Consider the following 15909-nt stretch of genomic DNA (forward strand, 5'->3'; position numbering starts at 1 on the left):
GGCCTGCCGCCAGCGTTCAATCTGAGCCATGATCAAACTCTTCAATTTAAAAGTTTGATGCTCAATGAATTAAACTTCGTAATGAATTACGTGTTCACTCGTTGAGACTTGGTATTCATTTTTCGTCTTGCGACGTTAAGAATCCATGTCACTTTGAGTGCCCACACAGATTGTCTGATAAATTGTTAAAGAGCAGTGCAACGCGGCTTTCGCTCACCGTTGCGAGGTCCCGTATAATACGTTTTCCTCATTCAGAGTCAAGTGATTATTTTCACTTTTCTCTGCCGGCATTCATCTCTGAACCCCGCTAACCCGGCGGCTTGCAAGCCGTTGTTCCGTGTCAGTGGAGGCGCATTATAGGGAGTTCTCAGACGTTGACAACCCCTCTTTAAAAAAAAACGTTCAACCGTCTCTTTTTTGCTCAAAACCGTGCTACAGCGCGAGTTTTTCGAGCTTTTCAAATCCATAACGGCGTAAAACGGGTAAAAGTTGTTCAGTCTCGTTTGTTAATGCCATACAAAAAGCGATATTCGCATCGGCAGATTTGGCATCCGGCGCTTCATGTTCCAGCAGCCAGGCAGTACGACGGGCAATAGCCGCACCGGAATCCACCAGACGCGTCCCCTCCGGCAGTACTTCTAACAATTCTTCCTGTAAGAGCGGGAAATGAGTGCAGCCCAGTACGACGGTATCCGGCGGTTCCGGCATACGCAGCCACGGGCGAAGAATACGACGCAGCTCCTCAAGTGGCACCGTCTTGCCATGCAGCTTCGCTTCAGCCATCTCCACCAGCTCTGCCGAACCGAGCATCGCGATCTGACATTCATTGGCAAAACGATCGATCAATTCACGCGTATAAGGACGCTTCACCGTGCCGCGCGTAGCCAGCAGACCCACAATACCATTCGCAGTCAGGCGCGCAGCAGGCTTTATTGCGGGAACCACGCCCACAACCGGGAACTGAAATTTTGCGCGCAAGGCTGGCAGCGATACCGTGCTTGCCGTATTACAGGCGATGACCGCCAGCGCCAGAGGATAACGCTGCTGTACCGCGGTGACGATTTCAACGACACGCTCAACAATAAAGTCCTCGCTCTTCTCCCCATAAGGGAAAGCGACGTTATCGAAGGCGTAGATATAATGGAGATCCGGCAGGAGATGCCGAATCTCATCATAGACCGAAAGCCCACCGACGCCGGAATCAAATACCAGCACGGTGGGACGCGGATTAGAAGGTGTAGCTGCCAGACAAGGTGTATTCCCGTCCTGCAGTTTGGTAGCCATAAACTGTCTCGTAATCTTTATCGAACAGGTTGGCTATTTTACCACGAACTGTAAGGTGAGAGGTGACAGGATATGAAACTGCGACATCCCACAGGCTTACCCCGCCCATTTTCACGCGTTCTGACGCATACGTGTCTGGATCGATTGCGACATCATAGCGGGTGCCGAGGTAACGGTAAGCGAGGTTCCAGTCGAGATCCCATACCTGCCAGTCAAGTTGATACTTAACCTGCTGCTTAGAACGGCGGGCCAGCACTTCATGAGTTTTGGCGTTACGCGGGTCAACATAATCATAGGAGATCTGATGTCCAACCGGTCCAGTTTCGAACTGTGCCGTCGCTTCCACACCTTTAATACGCGCTTCGTCAACGTTGTAGTACCGATACGTATGCGGATCGCTGCTGATCAGGTTATCAATATCATTACGATAACCGGTGATACGCCAGTTGACCGGTCCCGTCAGGCCTTCAAAGCCCCCTTCCCACTGTTTACTCTCCTCCGGTTTAAGGTCCGGATTGCCGTAAGAAGCGCTGTGGATCTGGCTCATCGTCGGTGCTTTAAAAGCGGTGCCGTAGGAGGCAATCACGCGATAACCATCCACAAACTCCCACGCTGCGCTGGTTTGCCACGTGCCATGGTTGCCAAAGTTGGAGTTGTCGTCATTACGCGCCGCCGCTTCCAGCGTCACGCTGTTGAACTGCTGCATCGCAGACGCGAACACGCCGGTATTACGTTGCTCGTAACCTTTTTCCAGGTAACCGGTCCCGGCCTGCGTCTTCTGCTTTTGCCAGTCCAGGCCTGCGCCGATATTGCCATGGCCAACTTCTATAGTGTTGAGCCATTGGGTGGTGTACTGCTTCACGTCATCCATGGTTGCGGAATCAGCGTAGCGCCCTTTCTTCGGATCATAGTTCTGATCTTTACTGCGGCCGTAACCCGCCACCAGCTGTGACTGGAAAATCCCCTGGCTGTAACGCAAACCGGTATCCCAGTTCTGGCTGTAAAGCTGGCGAGTATCAGGTCGTCCATCCACCATAAAATTGGCGTCGTAATGATCGTAACCGTCATACGCGGTGCGGTTGTCATAACCAAAGCCACGGAAGAACCCGCTCACGCTGTCGGTAATTTGCTGTTCCACGGAGCCGTACAGCGATTTACTCATAAAACCATCGCGGTCAGGCTGGCGCGGCGCATCCTGGGCAGCAATATCAAAGCCGCGGGTATAGGTGTAGTTACCCGCCATAGTGATTTTGGTTTTATTCAGCACCTGCTGGAAAGCGCCATCATAGGTCTGGTAGCCCTTAGAGCCGGCGCCCGCTGAGATTTCCGCACCCGGCTTATCACGCCCGGTGATGATATTAATCACGCCGCCAATCGCGTCGGAGCCATACAGCGCAGAACGCGGGCCACGGACGTATTCGATTCGCTGAATCAGCGAGGTTGGGATTTGGCTCAGATCGGGAACGTTGCTAATCCCGGCGCTGTTCAACGGTACACCGTCAATCAGGACCAGAACATGACGGGATTCAGTGCCGCGAATAAAGGTAGAAGAGGTGGCACCCAGGCCACCGCTTTGCGCGATATCTACGCCCGGCAGACGTGACATAATCTCCACAACGCTCTTTGCCTGCCAGCGCTCAATATCTTCACGCGTCACCACGGACGTCGGTGCCAGAACTGTTTTTGCCGGTTGTTCAAAACGATTTGCTGTCACCACCAACGAGTCAGCGCTATCCTGCGCCCAGCCCGAAAATGCCGTAACGGACAACGCCGTTAACAGCGATACTTTTTTAATCATTGTTAAAGCATCCACAATATAAGAAGGATGCCGCAGGCCTCATCTATAGCACGCGATGATGAAACCAAATGCGACGTGATCCCGGCAGGTCTTCGGGCTGGGTGGCGTTTTGTGGATGAAGACTTCCCATTTTCACAGTGTCTGCAACTCTCATCCCGCCAGTCTTTACCGCTGCGCGTCAGCTCCAGATTTACACTGGATTCCCTTTTCACTCTCAGGAGACCGGAAACAGAATGCTACAATTAGACACGTATAGATGTCCAGATAGCTATTAGCCATTAAATCTGGACATCCACTGCACAATCCCTACAATCCCCGCGTAATTCTTTATCACTCAGGACGCATCATGACCCCCGAACACCTCCCGACAGAACAGTACGACGCACAGCTGGCAGAGAAAGTTGTCCGCCTGCAAAGTATGATGACGCCTTTCAACGCGCCCGTTCCTGAGGTGTTCCGTTCGCCCGTCAGCCACTACCGTATGCGCGCCGAGTTCCGCATCTGGCACGATGGCGACGACCTGTATCACATCATTTTCGATCAGCAGACTAAATCCCGTATCCGGGTTAACAGCTTCCCGGCGGCGAGTGAGCTGATTAACCAGCTCATGACTCTGATGATTGACGGTGTGCGCAACAACCCGGTGCTGCGCCATAAGCTGTTCCAGATTGACTACCTGACCACCCAAAGCAATCAGGCCATTGTCTCTCTGCTGTACCACAAGGCGCTTAACGACGAGTGGCGCGAGCAGGCAGAAGCGCTGCGCGATGCGCTGCGGGCGCAAAACATCAACGTTCACCTGATTGGCCGCGCGACAAAAACCAAAATCATGCTGGATCAGGATTACATCGATGAGCGCCTGTCGGTGGCAGGAAAAGAGATGGTTTACCGTCAGGTAGAGAACAGCTTCACCCAACCTAACGCGGCGATGAACGTGCAAATGCTGGAGTGGGCGCTGAAAGCGACCGAAGGGTCAAAGGGGGATCTGCTTGAGCTGTACTGTGGGAATGGCAACTTCTCGCTGGCACTGGCGCGCAATTTCGAGCGCGTACTGGCAACGGAAATTGCCAAACCGTCCGTTGCGGCCGCGCAGTACAACATTGCCGCCAACCATATCGACAACGTGCAGATTATTCGTATGGCAGCAGAAGAGTTTACGCAGGCCATGAACGGCGTGCGCGAATTTAACCGTCTTGAGGGGATCGATCTGAAGAGCTATCAGTGCGAGACGATTTTTGTCGATCCGCCGCGCAGTGGCCTGGACAGCGAAACCGAGAAGATGGTGCAGGCATACCCGCGTATTTTGTACATTTCCTGTAACCCGGAAACGCTGTGCAAAAACCTGGAAACATTAAGCCAGACGCACAAGGTTGAACGTCTGGCGCTGTTCGATCAATTCCCGTATACGCACCATATGGAGTGCGGTGTTTTACTTACCGCACGGTGATCTGTAGGCCGGATAAGCGTAGCGCCATCCGGCGTTTTTGGCAGGTGGCGCTTCGCTTACCTGCCCTACAAATAATTCCTTACTCTGGCAACTGGCTCTTGCGGCTGCGCATGCGAGAGCCAATCCAGAACACCAGCGCCACAGACAGAACAGCAGGGAAGAAGTTAGAGCCGATATCCGGGTACTCTGCGCGCACCACCGTGCTGTACAGCAACACACCCAGAATAAAGCAGGCAGCGGCCAGACCCGGTAACCCCACCGGCATGGTGCGGTTCAGATAACGCTGGTGCAGGCAGTAAACCGTCAGCACCAGGGCGATAAGCGGGAAAATCGAGAAGGGTACGATGGAGCTAAAAATAGCGGCAAACGTACCATTAATGGATAAGCCAGCGATCAATGCCAGCAACAGCGTCCCTTTATCCTGACCTGACTGTTTCATTACTCACCTTCACTCTTCGGTTTGATGTGCCAGTTTCTCTTGTTCACGGCGATACCAGTAGTACGCTCCTTTGGAAATCATCCTGAGCTGCAATACCAGTCGCTCTTCGAGTTGCTTACGTTGTTCAATGCTGACATCCAGCGCTTCGGCACCTGCACTGAAAACAATCGTCACCATTGCTTCAGCCTGTGCTTCGGTGAACGCACGCGGCATATGGTTTTCGAGTTCAAGATAGTCGGCAAGTTCCGCAATGAAATGCTGAATTTCACGCGCGACAGCGGCACGAAATGCCGCTGACGTCCCTGAACGCTCGCGCAGCAACAGGCGAAACGCGTTGGGGTTATTGCCGATAAATTCCATAAAGGTCGACACGGAGGTACGGATAACGCTACCGCCTTTCGCAATACGCTGCCGCGCCTGGCGCATCAACTGGCGCAGCATGAGCCCACTCTCGTCGACCATGGTCAGACCCAGTTCATCCACATCACGGAAATGGCGATAGAAGGACGTTGGCGCAATCCCGGCCTCGCGTGCGACTTCACGCAGGCTCAAACTGGCAAAACTCCGCTCAGCACTCAGTTGACTGAATGCCGCTTCCACCAGCGAACGCCGGGTTTTCTCTTTTTGTTGTGCTCTTACGCCCATCACGATAGTTGAATCCTTCCAAAGGTCTGATGGCACTATACCAGAGAATAAAATTAATCTGTTTACCTGGCTTTGTGAATGATTGTTTACGCGCGCTTTGTGCTCCACTGCCGGAAAAAAGCACAACGATAATTGGGTTACCCTGGCAATGATGTTATGATTCTGTTGCTTTTATGTATAAGAACAGGTAAGCCTTGCCATGCCACATTCCTACGATTACGACGCAATAGTTATTGGTTCCGGCCCCGGCGGCGAAGGCGCTGCTATGGGTCTGGTAAAACAGGGAGCCAGAGTAGCGGTCATTGAGCGCTACCATAATGTTGGCGGCGGTTGCACCCACTGGGGCACCATCCCTTCCAAAGCCCTCCGCCACGCCGTTAGCCGCATTATTGAATTTAACCAGAACCCTCTTTACAGCGACCACTCCCGACTTCTTCGTTCCTCTTTTGCCGATATCCTGAATCACGCAGATACCGTTATTAACCAGCAGACACGCATGCGTCAGGGTTTTTACGAGCGTAATCACTGCGAAATACTTCAGGGTAACGCGCATTTTGTGGATGAACATACGCTGGCGCTGGAGTGTCACGACGGTTCGGTTGAAACCCTCACCGCTGAAAAATTTGTTATCGCCTGTGGTTCCCGCCCGTATCATCCGGCAGACGTGGATTTCTCACACCCACGCATTTACGACAGCGATTCCATCCTCAGCCTGCACCATGAACCTCGCCATGTGATTATCTATGGCGCGGGGGTGATCGGGTGTGAATATGCGTCTATCTTCCGCGGAATGGATGTCAAAGTTGATCTGATTAACACGCGCGACCGCCTGCTGGCTTTCCTGGATCAGGAGATGTCAGACTCGCTCTCCTACCACTTCTGGAACAGCGGTGTGGTGATTCGCCACAACGAAGAGTACGAGAAGATCGAAGGCTGCGACGACGGCGTGATCATGCATCTGAAGTCTGGCAAAAAGCTGAAAGCCGACTGCCTGCTGTATGCTAACGGCCGTACCGGTAACACCGATTCACTGGCGCTGGAAAACATCGGTCTGGAAACGGACAGCCGTGGTCAGTTGAAGGTTAACAGCATGTACCAGACTGCCCTGCCGCACGTTTACGCGGTCGGTGACGTGATTGGTTACCCGAGCCTCGCTTCCGCGGCCTATGACCAGGGGCGCATTGCTGCGCAGGCGCTGGTAAAAGGCGAAGCGACGGCGCATCTGATCGAAGACATTCCAACGGGGATTTACACCATTCCGGAAATCAGCTCCGTAGGGAAAACCGAGCAGCAGCTGACCTCCATGAAGGTGCCTTACGAGGTGGGTCGCGCCCAGTTTAAACATCTGGCACGGGCACAAATTGTTGGCATGAGCGTGGGAACGCTGAAGATCCTGTTCCATCGTGAGACGAAAGAGATCCTCGGTATTCACTGCTTTGGTGAACGCGCGGCGGAAATCATTCATATCGGCCAGGCGATAATGGAGCAAAAAGGTGGCGGTAACACCATTGAATACTTCGTTAACACCACCTTTAACTACCCGACCATGGCGGAAGCCTATCGGGTCGCCGCGCTGAACGGTTTAAACCGCCTGTTTTAACGCGTTGTCAAAATGGCCATCCATCGCACCACGGATGGCCTCTGCCAGCTGCTCATAGCGGCTGCGCAGCGGTGACCCCGGACGATAAACCAGACCTATAGTACGACGTGGCTCTGGTTTAATGCACGGCAGGTAAACCACACCGTCACGTTTACGCTCGCGCGGCACGGCCAGCGCAGGCAGCAACGTAATACCACTTCCCGCCGCCACCATATTACGCAGCGTTTCCAGGCTGGTTGCGCGGAAATGGGTATCTTCATCCGCTCCCGCTTCAAAACAGAAGCCCATCGCCTGATCGCGCAGGCAGTGACCGTCTTCCAGCATCAGCAGCTTTTCACCGGCCAGATCGGCCATCGGCACACGATCGCGGTTCGCCCACGGGTGATCTTCGTAGATCGCCAGCATCATCGGCTCGTCAAACAGCGGCACTTCGATAAAGGCTTCGCTCTCTTTTACCAGCGCCAGAATGGCGCAGTCGAGCTTGCCGCTATCTAACTGTGCCAGCAGCTGATGGGTTTGCGCTTCATGCAGATACATTTCGAGTTTCGGGAACGTCTGGTGCAGCATCGGAATGATGTGCGGCAGAAGGTACGGACCAACGGTTGGGATCAGGCCAATATGCAGCGGGCCGGACATGGTCTCCCCTTGCTGACTTGCCATTTCCTTGAGCACTTTGACCTCGCGCAGCACGGTGCGCGCCTGATCCACCAGCAGCAAACCCGCCTGAGTGAACAGCACTTTACGACTGGTGCGCTCCAGCAGCATCACGCCCAGCTCATCTTCCAGCTTGCGGATCTGACCGCTCAGCGTAGGCTGGCTGACGTGGCAGGAATCTGCCGCACGGCGAAAGTGGCGATGCTCGGCTAACGCTACCAGGTATTCAAGATCACGAATATTCATTATTCATCCTCCGTCGCCACGATAGTTCATGGCGATAGATAGCATAGCAACGAACGATTATCCCTATCAAGCATTCTGTTGAATAATACACCACATAGACGAGGCGGCACGTGTTTGACCCTTGACGTCCCCGCACCGTCAGCGAGTTTCTCTCAAAACTCGAACAACTAAAGCCAACGTGAACTTTTGCGGACCCCGTGGTCCGCTTTTTTTTGCGTAAAAAAGCCCGGGGGTAAAAGCAAAATGGCAACCGAAGTTGCCATTTTTAGGGTTTGCTCCCTCTCCCTGTGGGAGAGGGCCGGGGTGAGGGCACCAGCCCGCACAAATCAAACCAACCGGTTTTTTGCGTCCGCAATCGCCTGCGCTACCTGCTTCGGCGACACACCGCCTTTCGCCGCACGCTTATCCAGGCATGACTGCAACGAGAGAATCGGGTACACATCCTCCCCAATAACCGCACTGAATTTCTGCAGGTCGGCAAGCGCCAGCTCTTCCAGCGGTTTCCCCTGACGAATCGCTTCCACTACCGCTTCGCCCACAATGTGGTGCGCTTCACGGAACGGTACGCCTTTCGCCACCAGGTAATCCGCCAGTTCGGTCGCGTTTGCATAACCCTGCTGCGCCGCTTCCTGACAACGAGAACGTTTCACCTGAATGCCGTCCAGCACCAGCGCACCCATATGCAGGCAGTCCAGCCAGGTGTCGAGCGCGTCGAACAGCCCTTCTTTGTCTTCCTGCATATCTTTGTTGTACGCCAGCGGCAGCCCTTTCAGGGTCATCATCATGCCGGTCAGTGCGCCCTGTACGCGGCCACACTTCCCGCGGATCAGCTCCAGCGCATCCGGGTTTTTCTTCTGCGGCATCAGGGAAGAGCCGGACGTCACACGGTCAGACAACTCCACAAATCCGGCTTCGCCAGAGTTAAAGAAGATCAGGTCTTCGGCAAAGCGTGACAGGTGGACCATCCCGATAGAAGCATTCGACAGCAGTTCCAGCACGTGGTCACGGTCAGAGACGCTGTCCAGACTGTTACGGGTGGCAGACGCAAAGCCCAGCCAGCCTGCCAGCTGCTCGCGGTCAATTTCATATGCCGTACCCGCCAGCGCACCGCTGCCCAGCGGGCTGACGTCCAGGCGCTTCAGGGTATCCTGCAGGCGGCTTTCGTCACGCGCCAGCATCTCGACATAGGCCAGACACCAGTGCGCAAAGGTCACCGGCTGCGCGCGCTGCAAATGGGTATAACCCGGCATCACCGCGTCCTGGTTGTTCTGCGCCGTGTCTACCAGAGCGCTCTGCAGCTGACGGTTAGCCGCCAGCAGCTCCGCGACGGTATCTTTACACCACAGCTTTAGATCGGTCGCGACCTGGTCGTTACGGCTACGGCCGGTGTGCAGCTTTTTACCCAGCTGGCCAACTTTGTCGATCAGTTTGCCTTCTACCCAGCTGTGAATATCTTCGGCATCGCTCTGGAGAATTTGCTGCGGATCCAGACGCACTTCTTCCAGCAGATTATTGAGCGCCTCTTCCAGCTGCTGCTGCTCCTCTGCGGTCAGCACGCCCACCGTCACCAGCGCTTTGGACCAGGCCACAGAGCCGACGATATCCTGTTCGGCCAGGCGGTAGTCGAAGCGCAAAGAGTCGTTGAACTGTTTGAACCGTTGATCCGCTGCCTGTGTAAAACGCCCACCCCAAAGTGCCATAACATCGTTCCTTTATTCGTTAGTTCCGCCGGGTGGCGCTGCGCTTACCCGGCCTACGGTCATTCATTAATAACTTACGCTAAAATACGCGTGCCAATTGGCGTGCCGTTAAACAGCGCCGGAAGCTGCTCCGCGTGACGCCAGGAGGCGATATCCACCGGGCGACCGAGCGTACGGGCGGCATCCAGCGCGGCATTCACTTTGACGATCATCCCGTCGGTAATAATGCCCTGGGCGATCAGCTGTTCGGCTTTTGCCGCGGTCATTTCCGCAATGCGCTGGCCTTTGCCGTCCAGAATACCGCTCACATCGGAGAGCAGGATCAGGTCCGCGCCCAGCGTTGCCGCCAGTGCCGTCGCCGCCTGGTCCGCATTCACGTTCATCAGCTCACCCTCTTCGGTCACCCCGATAGAGCTCACCACCGGCAGGAAACCGCCTTCCAGCAGCGTGTTAATCAGCTTAGGCGAACCTGGCTGCGCCAGTCCAACGTGGCCGAGTTCTTCATCGAGCTGGGTCACTTTTACGCTGTCACCGTCGCCCAGATAGAGGCCAACGGAGGCAATGTGGTGTTTCTTCGCCCAAGACAACAGAGTCTTATTCGCCGTACCTGCCAGCGCACCGGTGATGATGTCAATCTGGTCGGCAGGCGTCACGCGCAGGCCGTTTTTCTTTTTCACCGTCAGGTTGAGCCCTTTCATCAGCTCATCCACCACGCAGCCGCCGCCGTGCACAATCACCAGCGGACGCTGGTGTGATTCGCGATAGTTAACCAGCGCGGTAAACAGACGCTCCAGCGCTTCTTCGCTGTCCAGCAGTACACCACCGAGTTTGATAATTAATGGGTTCATCATCACACCTTAAATAAGAGCCTGCGTTTCCGGGAAACCGAAACGAATATTTGCACACTGCATTGCCTGAGCGGCAGCGCCTTTGAGTAAGTTATCTTCTGCTGCCACCACGATCAGATGCTCGCCCTGGACGGCATAGCCGATGTCACAGAACGGCAGGCCAACCACGTTTTTCAGCGCGGGCACGCCTTTGTCGTAGAGACGCACCAGCGGTTTATCCGCATACGCCTGAGTAAAGGCCTCGCTCACCTGGTCTTTGGTCACGCCCGGTTTCAGGCGGCAGGTAATGGTTTCGAGGATCCCACGCGGGAAGCTGCCCAGGTGCGGTGTAAAGATGACATTGGCCCCCAGATGGGTAGTGATTTCCGGATGATGGCGGTGATTAAACACGCCATACGGCTGCAGGCTGACTTCACAGAAGCTGTTAGAAATAGCAGCCTTGCGTCCGGCACCGCTGACACCACTGGTGGCGTTGATCACCGGCCACTGGTTCAGATCCAGCAGGTCTGCGTCGATCAGCGGCTTCAGAGAAAGCTGTGCGGCCGTCGGGTAGCAGCCCGGCACGGCAATCAGATCCGCTTCTTTCAGCTTGTCTGCGCTCCACTCCGCCAGCCCATACACGGCTTTTGCAAGCAGGTCCGGGTGCTGATGGGTAAAGCCATAATATTTTTCGTAGAACGCGCCGTCGTTAACACGGAACGCGCCGGAGAGGTCGAACACCACGCAACCGGCCGCCAGGAATTGCGGCGCCAGGTCGTGACTGACCTCGTGCGCGGTGGCCAAAAACACCACGTCGACGCCGTCAGTGAACTCGCTGATGTCAGACATTGGCTGCAGTGGCAAATCGACAATGCCCTTAAGCCACGGATGCAAATCGGAAATTAACTTTCCTGCATCATTGCTTTGCGCTGACACGGTCAAAGCGGTTATGGTCATATGTGGATGGCGATTCACGTAGCTTACAAGCTCTGCGCCCGCATAACCGCTAGCGCCTACAATCAGCGTATTCAACATCGGGTTCCTTTATGCTCAACGTTAATGTATTTTTATTCACATTTATTGCATGAATATTGATACTATCACGACCTAAGGTGTGTCAACAATGAAAATGAACTTACCGCCATTTATCGAGATTTACCGCGCCCTGATTGCCACACCCTCCATCAGCGCGACCGAAGAAGCGCTGGATCAGAGCAATGAGTCTTTAATCAATCTGCTGGCGGGTTGGTTTAGCGATCTTGGCTTTAACGTTGAGGTTCAGCCTGTTCCCGGAACACGCCATAAATTTAACCTGCTCGCCAGTACCGGACACGGCGCAGGCGGACTGCTGCTGGCCGGTCATACCGACACGGTGCCGTTTGACGATGGCCGCTGGACCCGCGACCCGTTTACCCTGACCGAGCATGACAACAAGCTTTACGGCCTTGGCACCGCCGACATGAAAGGCTTCTTCGCTTTTATCCTTGACGCGCTGCGTGACGTGGACGTGACAAAACTGAAAAAGCCGCTCTACATTCTGGCGACCGCCGATGAAGAGACCAGCATGGCGGGGGCGCGTTACTTCTCAGAAAACACATCGATTCGCCCGGATTGCGCCATCATCGGTGAGCCAACGTCATTACAACCGATCCGTGCGCATAAAGGCCATATTTCCACGGCAGTGCGCGTGATGGGCCAGTCTGGCCACTCCAGCGATCCGGCGCGTGGCGTGAACGCCATTGAACTGATGCACGACGCCATCGGCCGCATCATGACTCTGCGCGACGAACTGAAAGAGCGGTATCACTACGACGCCTTCACCGTGCCGTATCCGACGCTGAACCTCGGGAGCCTGCACGGTGGCGATGCCTCTAACCGTATCTGCGCTTGCTGTGAGCTGCACATGGATATCCGTCCGCTGCCGGGCATGACGCTAAGCGATCTCGACGGCTTGCTGACCGAAGCGCTGGCCCCGGTGAGTGAACGCTGGCCTGGCCGCCTGACGGTGTCTGAACTGCATCCACCGATCCCGGGTTATGAATGTCCACCGGATCATCAGCTGGTTGAAGTGGTGGAAAAACTGCTCGGCGAGAAAACCGACGTGGTGAACTACTGCACCGAAGCGCCGTTTATTCAGACGCTGTGCCCGACGCTGGTACTTGGCCCAGGCTCCATCAACCAGGCGCACCAGCCGGATGAATACCTGGAAACCTGCTTCATCAAGCCCACCCGCGAACTGATTACCCAGGTCGTGCATCACTTCTGCTGGCATTAAAACCGCACCGATTAGTCCCCTCTCCCGGTGGGAGAGGGCAACAAATCCCGCGATCTCCGTCACATTCCCATAAGCATCTCTTATCTGACGCAATGCGAATTAAATTTCGTAAATTGCCCGCATTTATTCGTTTGCTGAACCGTTTTCGCAGCAATTGACGACGGGGGTTTTACGTGGCTTTATAAAGGGAGATGACAAAATAATGTCCAGAAGATTTTCGCATGGGCATAAACAAAAATGATGGGGTGACTGGGTTTTTATGAACGAACAATATTCCGCGTTGCGTAGTAATGTCAGTATGCTCGGCAAAGTGCTTGGAGATACCATCAAAGATGCGTTGGGGGAAAACATCCTCGACCGCGTTGAAACCATCCGCAAGCTGTCTAAATCTTCCCGTGCCGGTAACGAAGCGAGTCGTCAGGAGCTGCTCACCACCTTGCAGAACCTCTCTAACGATGAGCTGCTGCCCGTTGCACGCGCATTCAGCCAGTTCCTGAACCTGGCAAACACGGCTGAGCAATACCATAGCATTTCGCCAAACGGCGAAGCTGCCAGCAACCCGGAAGTCATTGCCCGTACGCTTCGTAAACTCAAAGACCAGCCAAACCTCAACGAAGCCACCATTAAAAAAGCGGTGGAGTCCCTTTCGCTGGAGCTGGTGCTGACTGCCCACCCAACCGAAATCACCCGTCGTACCCTGATCCACAAAATGGTCGAAGTGAACAACTGTCTGAAGCAGTTGGATAACAAAGACATTGCCGACTACGAACGTAACCAGCTTATGCGCCGTCTGCGCCAGCTGATTGCGCAGTCCTGGCACACCGATGAAATTCGTAAGCATCGCCCAAGCCCGGTAGACGAGGCCAAATGGGGCTTTGCGGTGGTAGAAAATAGCCTGTGGGAAGGGGTGCCGAACTACCTGCGTGAGCTGAACGAACAGCTGGAAGCAAACCTGGGCTACCGCCTGCCAGTAGATTTTGTCCCGGTACGCTTTACCTCCTGGATGGGCGGTGACCGCGACGGTAACCCGAACGTGACGGCAGAAATCACCCGCCACGTGCTGCTGCTGAGCCGCTGGAAAGCCACCGATCTGTTCCTGAAAGACATTCAGGTGCTGATCTCCGAGCTGTCGATGGTGGAAGCAACGCCAGAACTGCGCGCGCTGGCCGGTGAAGAAGGTGCCAGCGAGCCGTATCGTTTCCTGATGAAAAAACTGCGCAGCCAGCTGATGGCGACCCAAGCCTGGCTGGAAGCACGCCTGAAAGGCCAGCGCCTGCCGAAGCCGGAAGGTCTGCTGAGCCAGAACGAACAGCTCTGGGAACCGCTATACGCTTGCTATAAATCACTACAGGCCTGCGGGATGGGCATCATCGCCAATGGCGAACTACTCGACACCCTGCGCCGCGTGAAGTGTTTTGGCGTGCCGCTGGTGCGTATCGACGTGCGTCAGGAGAGCACCCGCCATACCGAAGCGCTGGGCGAACTGACCCGTTATCTTGGCATTGGCGACTACGAAAGCTGGTCTGAAGCCGACAAACAGGCCTTCCTGATCCGCGAGCTGAACTCCAAGCGACCTCTGCTGCCGCGCAACTGGGAGCCAAGCAACGAAACCCGCGAAGTGCTCAACACCTGTAAAGCGATCGTGGATGCGCCAAAAGGATCGGTCGCCGCCTATGTGATCTCGATGGCGAAAACCCCGTCCGACGTGCTGGCCGTTCACCTGCTGCTGAAAGAAGCCGGTATCGACTATGCCCTGCCGGTCGCCCCGCTGTTTGAAACCCTCGACGACCTGAACAACGCCAATGATGTAATGACCCAGCTGCTGAACATCGACTGGTATCGCGGCTTTATTCAGGGCAAACAGATGGTGATGATCGGCTATTCCGACTCTGCAAAAGATGCGGGCGTGATGGCGGCATCCTGGGCGCAGTATCAGGCGCAGGACGCGCTGATCAAAACTTGCGAGAAAGCCGGTATTGAGCTGACGCTGTTCCACGGTCGCGGTGGCTCCATTGGCCGTGGCGGTGCGCCTGCGCACGCGGCGCTGCTCTCTCAGCCGCCGGGAAGCCTGAAAGGCGGCCTGCGCGTGACCGAACAGGGCGAGATGATCCGCTTCAAATACGGCCTGCCGGAAGTGACCATCAGCAGCCTGTCGCTCTATACCAGTGCGATTCTCGAAGCAAACCTGCTGCCACCGCCGGAGCCGAAAGAATCCTGGTGTCGCATTATGGATGAGCTGTCTGACATCTCGTGCGACCTGTACCGCGGCTACGTGCGTGAAAACAAAGATTTCGTACCTTACTTCCGCTCTGCTACGCCAGAGCAGGAGCTGGGCAAACTGCCGCTGGGTTCACGTCCGGCTAAGCGTCGTCCGACCGGCGGCGTGGAGTCTCTGCGTGCAATCCCGTGGATCTTCGCCTGGACGCAGAACCGTCTGATGCTGCCAGCCTGGCTGGGTGCCGGTGCGGCGCTGCAGAAGGTGGTTGAAGATGGCAAACAGAACGAACTGGAAACCATGTGCCGCGACTGGCCATTCTTCTCTACCCGTCTGGGTATGCTGGAGATGGTCTTCTCGAAAGCTGACCTGTGGCTGGCGGAATACTACGATCAGCGCCTGGTGAAACCAGAGCTGTGGGCGCTGGGTAAAGAGCTGCGCGAACTGCTGGAAGGCGACATCAAAGTGGTGCTGGATATCGCCAACGACTCCCATCTTATGGCCGATCTGCCGTGGATTGCCGAGTCTATCCAGCTGCGTAACATCTATACCGACCCACTGAACGTCCTGCAGGCGGAGCTGCTGCACCGTTCGCGTCTGGCGGAAGAGGAAGGTAAAGATCCGGATCCACGCGTTGAACAAGCGCTGATGGTGACGATTGCGGGCGTTGCAGCGGGTATGCGTAACACCGGCTAATGCTCACTGCCCGGCGGCGCTTCGCTTGCCGGGCCTACGACAGGTAGGCCGGGTAAGCGTTAGCGCCACCCGGCAATACCTCG

General features: G+C 55.3%; 12 protein-coding genes and 1 riboswitch. Of the genes, 4 read left to right on the forward strand and 8 right to left on the reverse strand.

From position 1 onward, the window contains the following. Positions 1 to 432: 432 nt before the first annotated feature. Complete coding sequence (gene murI, locus EQV24_RS22105; protein WP_130627060.1) at positions 433 to 1284, reverse strand: glutamate racemase; 852 nt, start codon at positions 1282 to 1284, stop codon at positions 433 to 435. After that, positions 1229 to 3082, reverse strand: coding sequence for a TonB-dependent vitamin B12 receptor BtuB (gene btuB / locus EQV24_RS22110; protein WP_130627061.1), 1854 nt, complete (start codon positions 3080 to 3082; stop codon positions 1229 to 1231). Before btuB ends, murI begins: the two co-directional genes overlap by 56 nt. 65 nt (positions 3083 to 3147) lie before the next feature. After that, positions 3148 to 3324: riboswitch (cobalamin riboswitch) on the reverse strand. Between the two features lie 104 nt (positions 3325 to 3428). Between btuB and trmA the strand changes: the two genes are divergently transcribed. Continuing rightward, positions 3429 to 4529: a tRNA (uridine(54)-C5)-methyltransferase TrmA gene (trmA, locus tag EQV24_RS22115; RefSeq protein ID WP_040020274.1), complete on the forward strand. Its 1101-nt coding sequence runs from the start codon at positions 3429 to 3431 to the stop codon at positions 4527 to 4529. A 79-nt stretch (positions 4530 to 4608) separates the two neighbouring features. Here trmA and EQV24_RS22120 read toward each other — a convergent pair whose 3' ends face one another. Both EQV24_RS22120 and fabR read right to left on the reverse strand, forming a co-directional pair. Beyond that, entirely contained in the window at positions 4609 to 4968 is a 360-nt protein-coding gene (locus EQV24_RS22120) for a YijD family membrane protein (RefSeq protein WP_008501783.1), read from the reverse strand. A 9-nt stretch (positions 4969 to 4977) separates the two neighbouring features. Then, positions 4978 to 5616, reverse strand: a complete 639-nt coding sequence (gene fabR / locus EQV24_RS22125) for an HTH-type transcriptional repressor FabR (RefSeq protein WP_008501784.1) — start codon at positions 5614 to 5616, stop codon at positions 4978 to 4980. A 196-nt stretch (positions 5617 to 5812) separates the two neighbouring features. Here fabR and sthA point away from each other — a divergent pair, with 196 nt between their 5' ends. Then, complete coding sequence (sthA, locus tag EQV24_RS22130; protein ID WP_014833741.1) at positions 5813 to 7213, forward strand: Si-specific NAD(P)(+) transhydrogenase; 1401 nt, start codon at positions 5813 to 5815, stop codon at positions 7211 to 7213. Here the strand turns inward: sthA and oxyR are convergent. The 4 genes from oxyR to argC form a co-directional block, all read right to left on the reverse strand. Continuing rightward, positions 7196 to 8113, reverse strand: a complete 918-nt coding sequence (oxyR, locus tag EQV24_RS22135) for a DNA-binding transcriptional regulator OxyR (RefSeq protein ID WP_014833742.1) — start codon at positions 8111 to 8113, stop codon at positions 7196 to 7198. The genes sthA and oxyR overlap by 18 nt on opposite strands. A gap of 326 nt (positions 8114 to 8439) precedes the next feature. Beyond that, a complete protein-coding gene (gene argH / locus EQV24_RS22140) occupies positions 8440 to 9813 on the reverse strand; it encodes an argininosuccinate lyase (protein WP_095428051.1) in 1374 nt (457 codons plus the stop codon). A gap of 74 nt (positions 9814 to 9887) precedes the next feature. After that, positions 9888 to 10664, reverse strand: a complete 777-nt coding sequence (gene argB / locus EQV24_RS22145; protein WP_130627062.1) for an acetylglutamate kinase — start codon at positions 10662 to 10664, stop codon at positions 9888 to 9890. A 6-nt stretch (positions 10665 to 10670) separates the two neighbouring features. Beyond that, a complete protein-coding gene (argC, locus tag EQV24_RS22150; protein ID WP_020686922.1) occupies positions 10671 to 11675 on the reverse strand; it encodes an N-acetyl-gamma-glutamyl-phosphate reductase in 1005 nt (334 codons plus the stop codon). An 88-nt stretch (positions 11676 to 11763) separates the two neighbouring features. On the opposite strand from argC, the gene argE reads away from it, so the two are divergent. Together argE and ppc are read left to right on the forward strand one after the other, a co-directional pair. Then, complete coding sequence (gene argE, locus EQV24_RS22155) at positions 11764 to 12915, forward strand: acetylornithine deacetylase (RefSeq protein WP_130627063.1); 1152 nt, start codon at positions 11764 to 11766, stop codon at positions 12913 to 12915. A gap of 259 nt (positions 12916 to 13174) precedes the next feature. Further along, complete coding sequence (ppc, locus tag EQV24_RS22160) at positions 13175 to 15826, forward strand: phosphoenolpyruvate carboxylase (RefSeq protein ID WP_013099302.1); 2652 nt, start codon at positions 13175 to 13177, stop codon at positions 15824 to 15826. Positions 15827 to 15909: the final 83 nt, after the last annotated feature.

Origin of the sequence: Enterobacter sp. A8, assembly GCF_004296595.1 — a bacterium.
Classification (GTDB): Bacteria; Pseudomonadota; Gammaproteobacteria; order Enterobacterales; family Enterobacteriaceae; genus Enterobacter; species Enterobacter cloacae.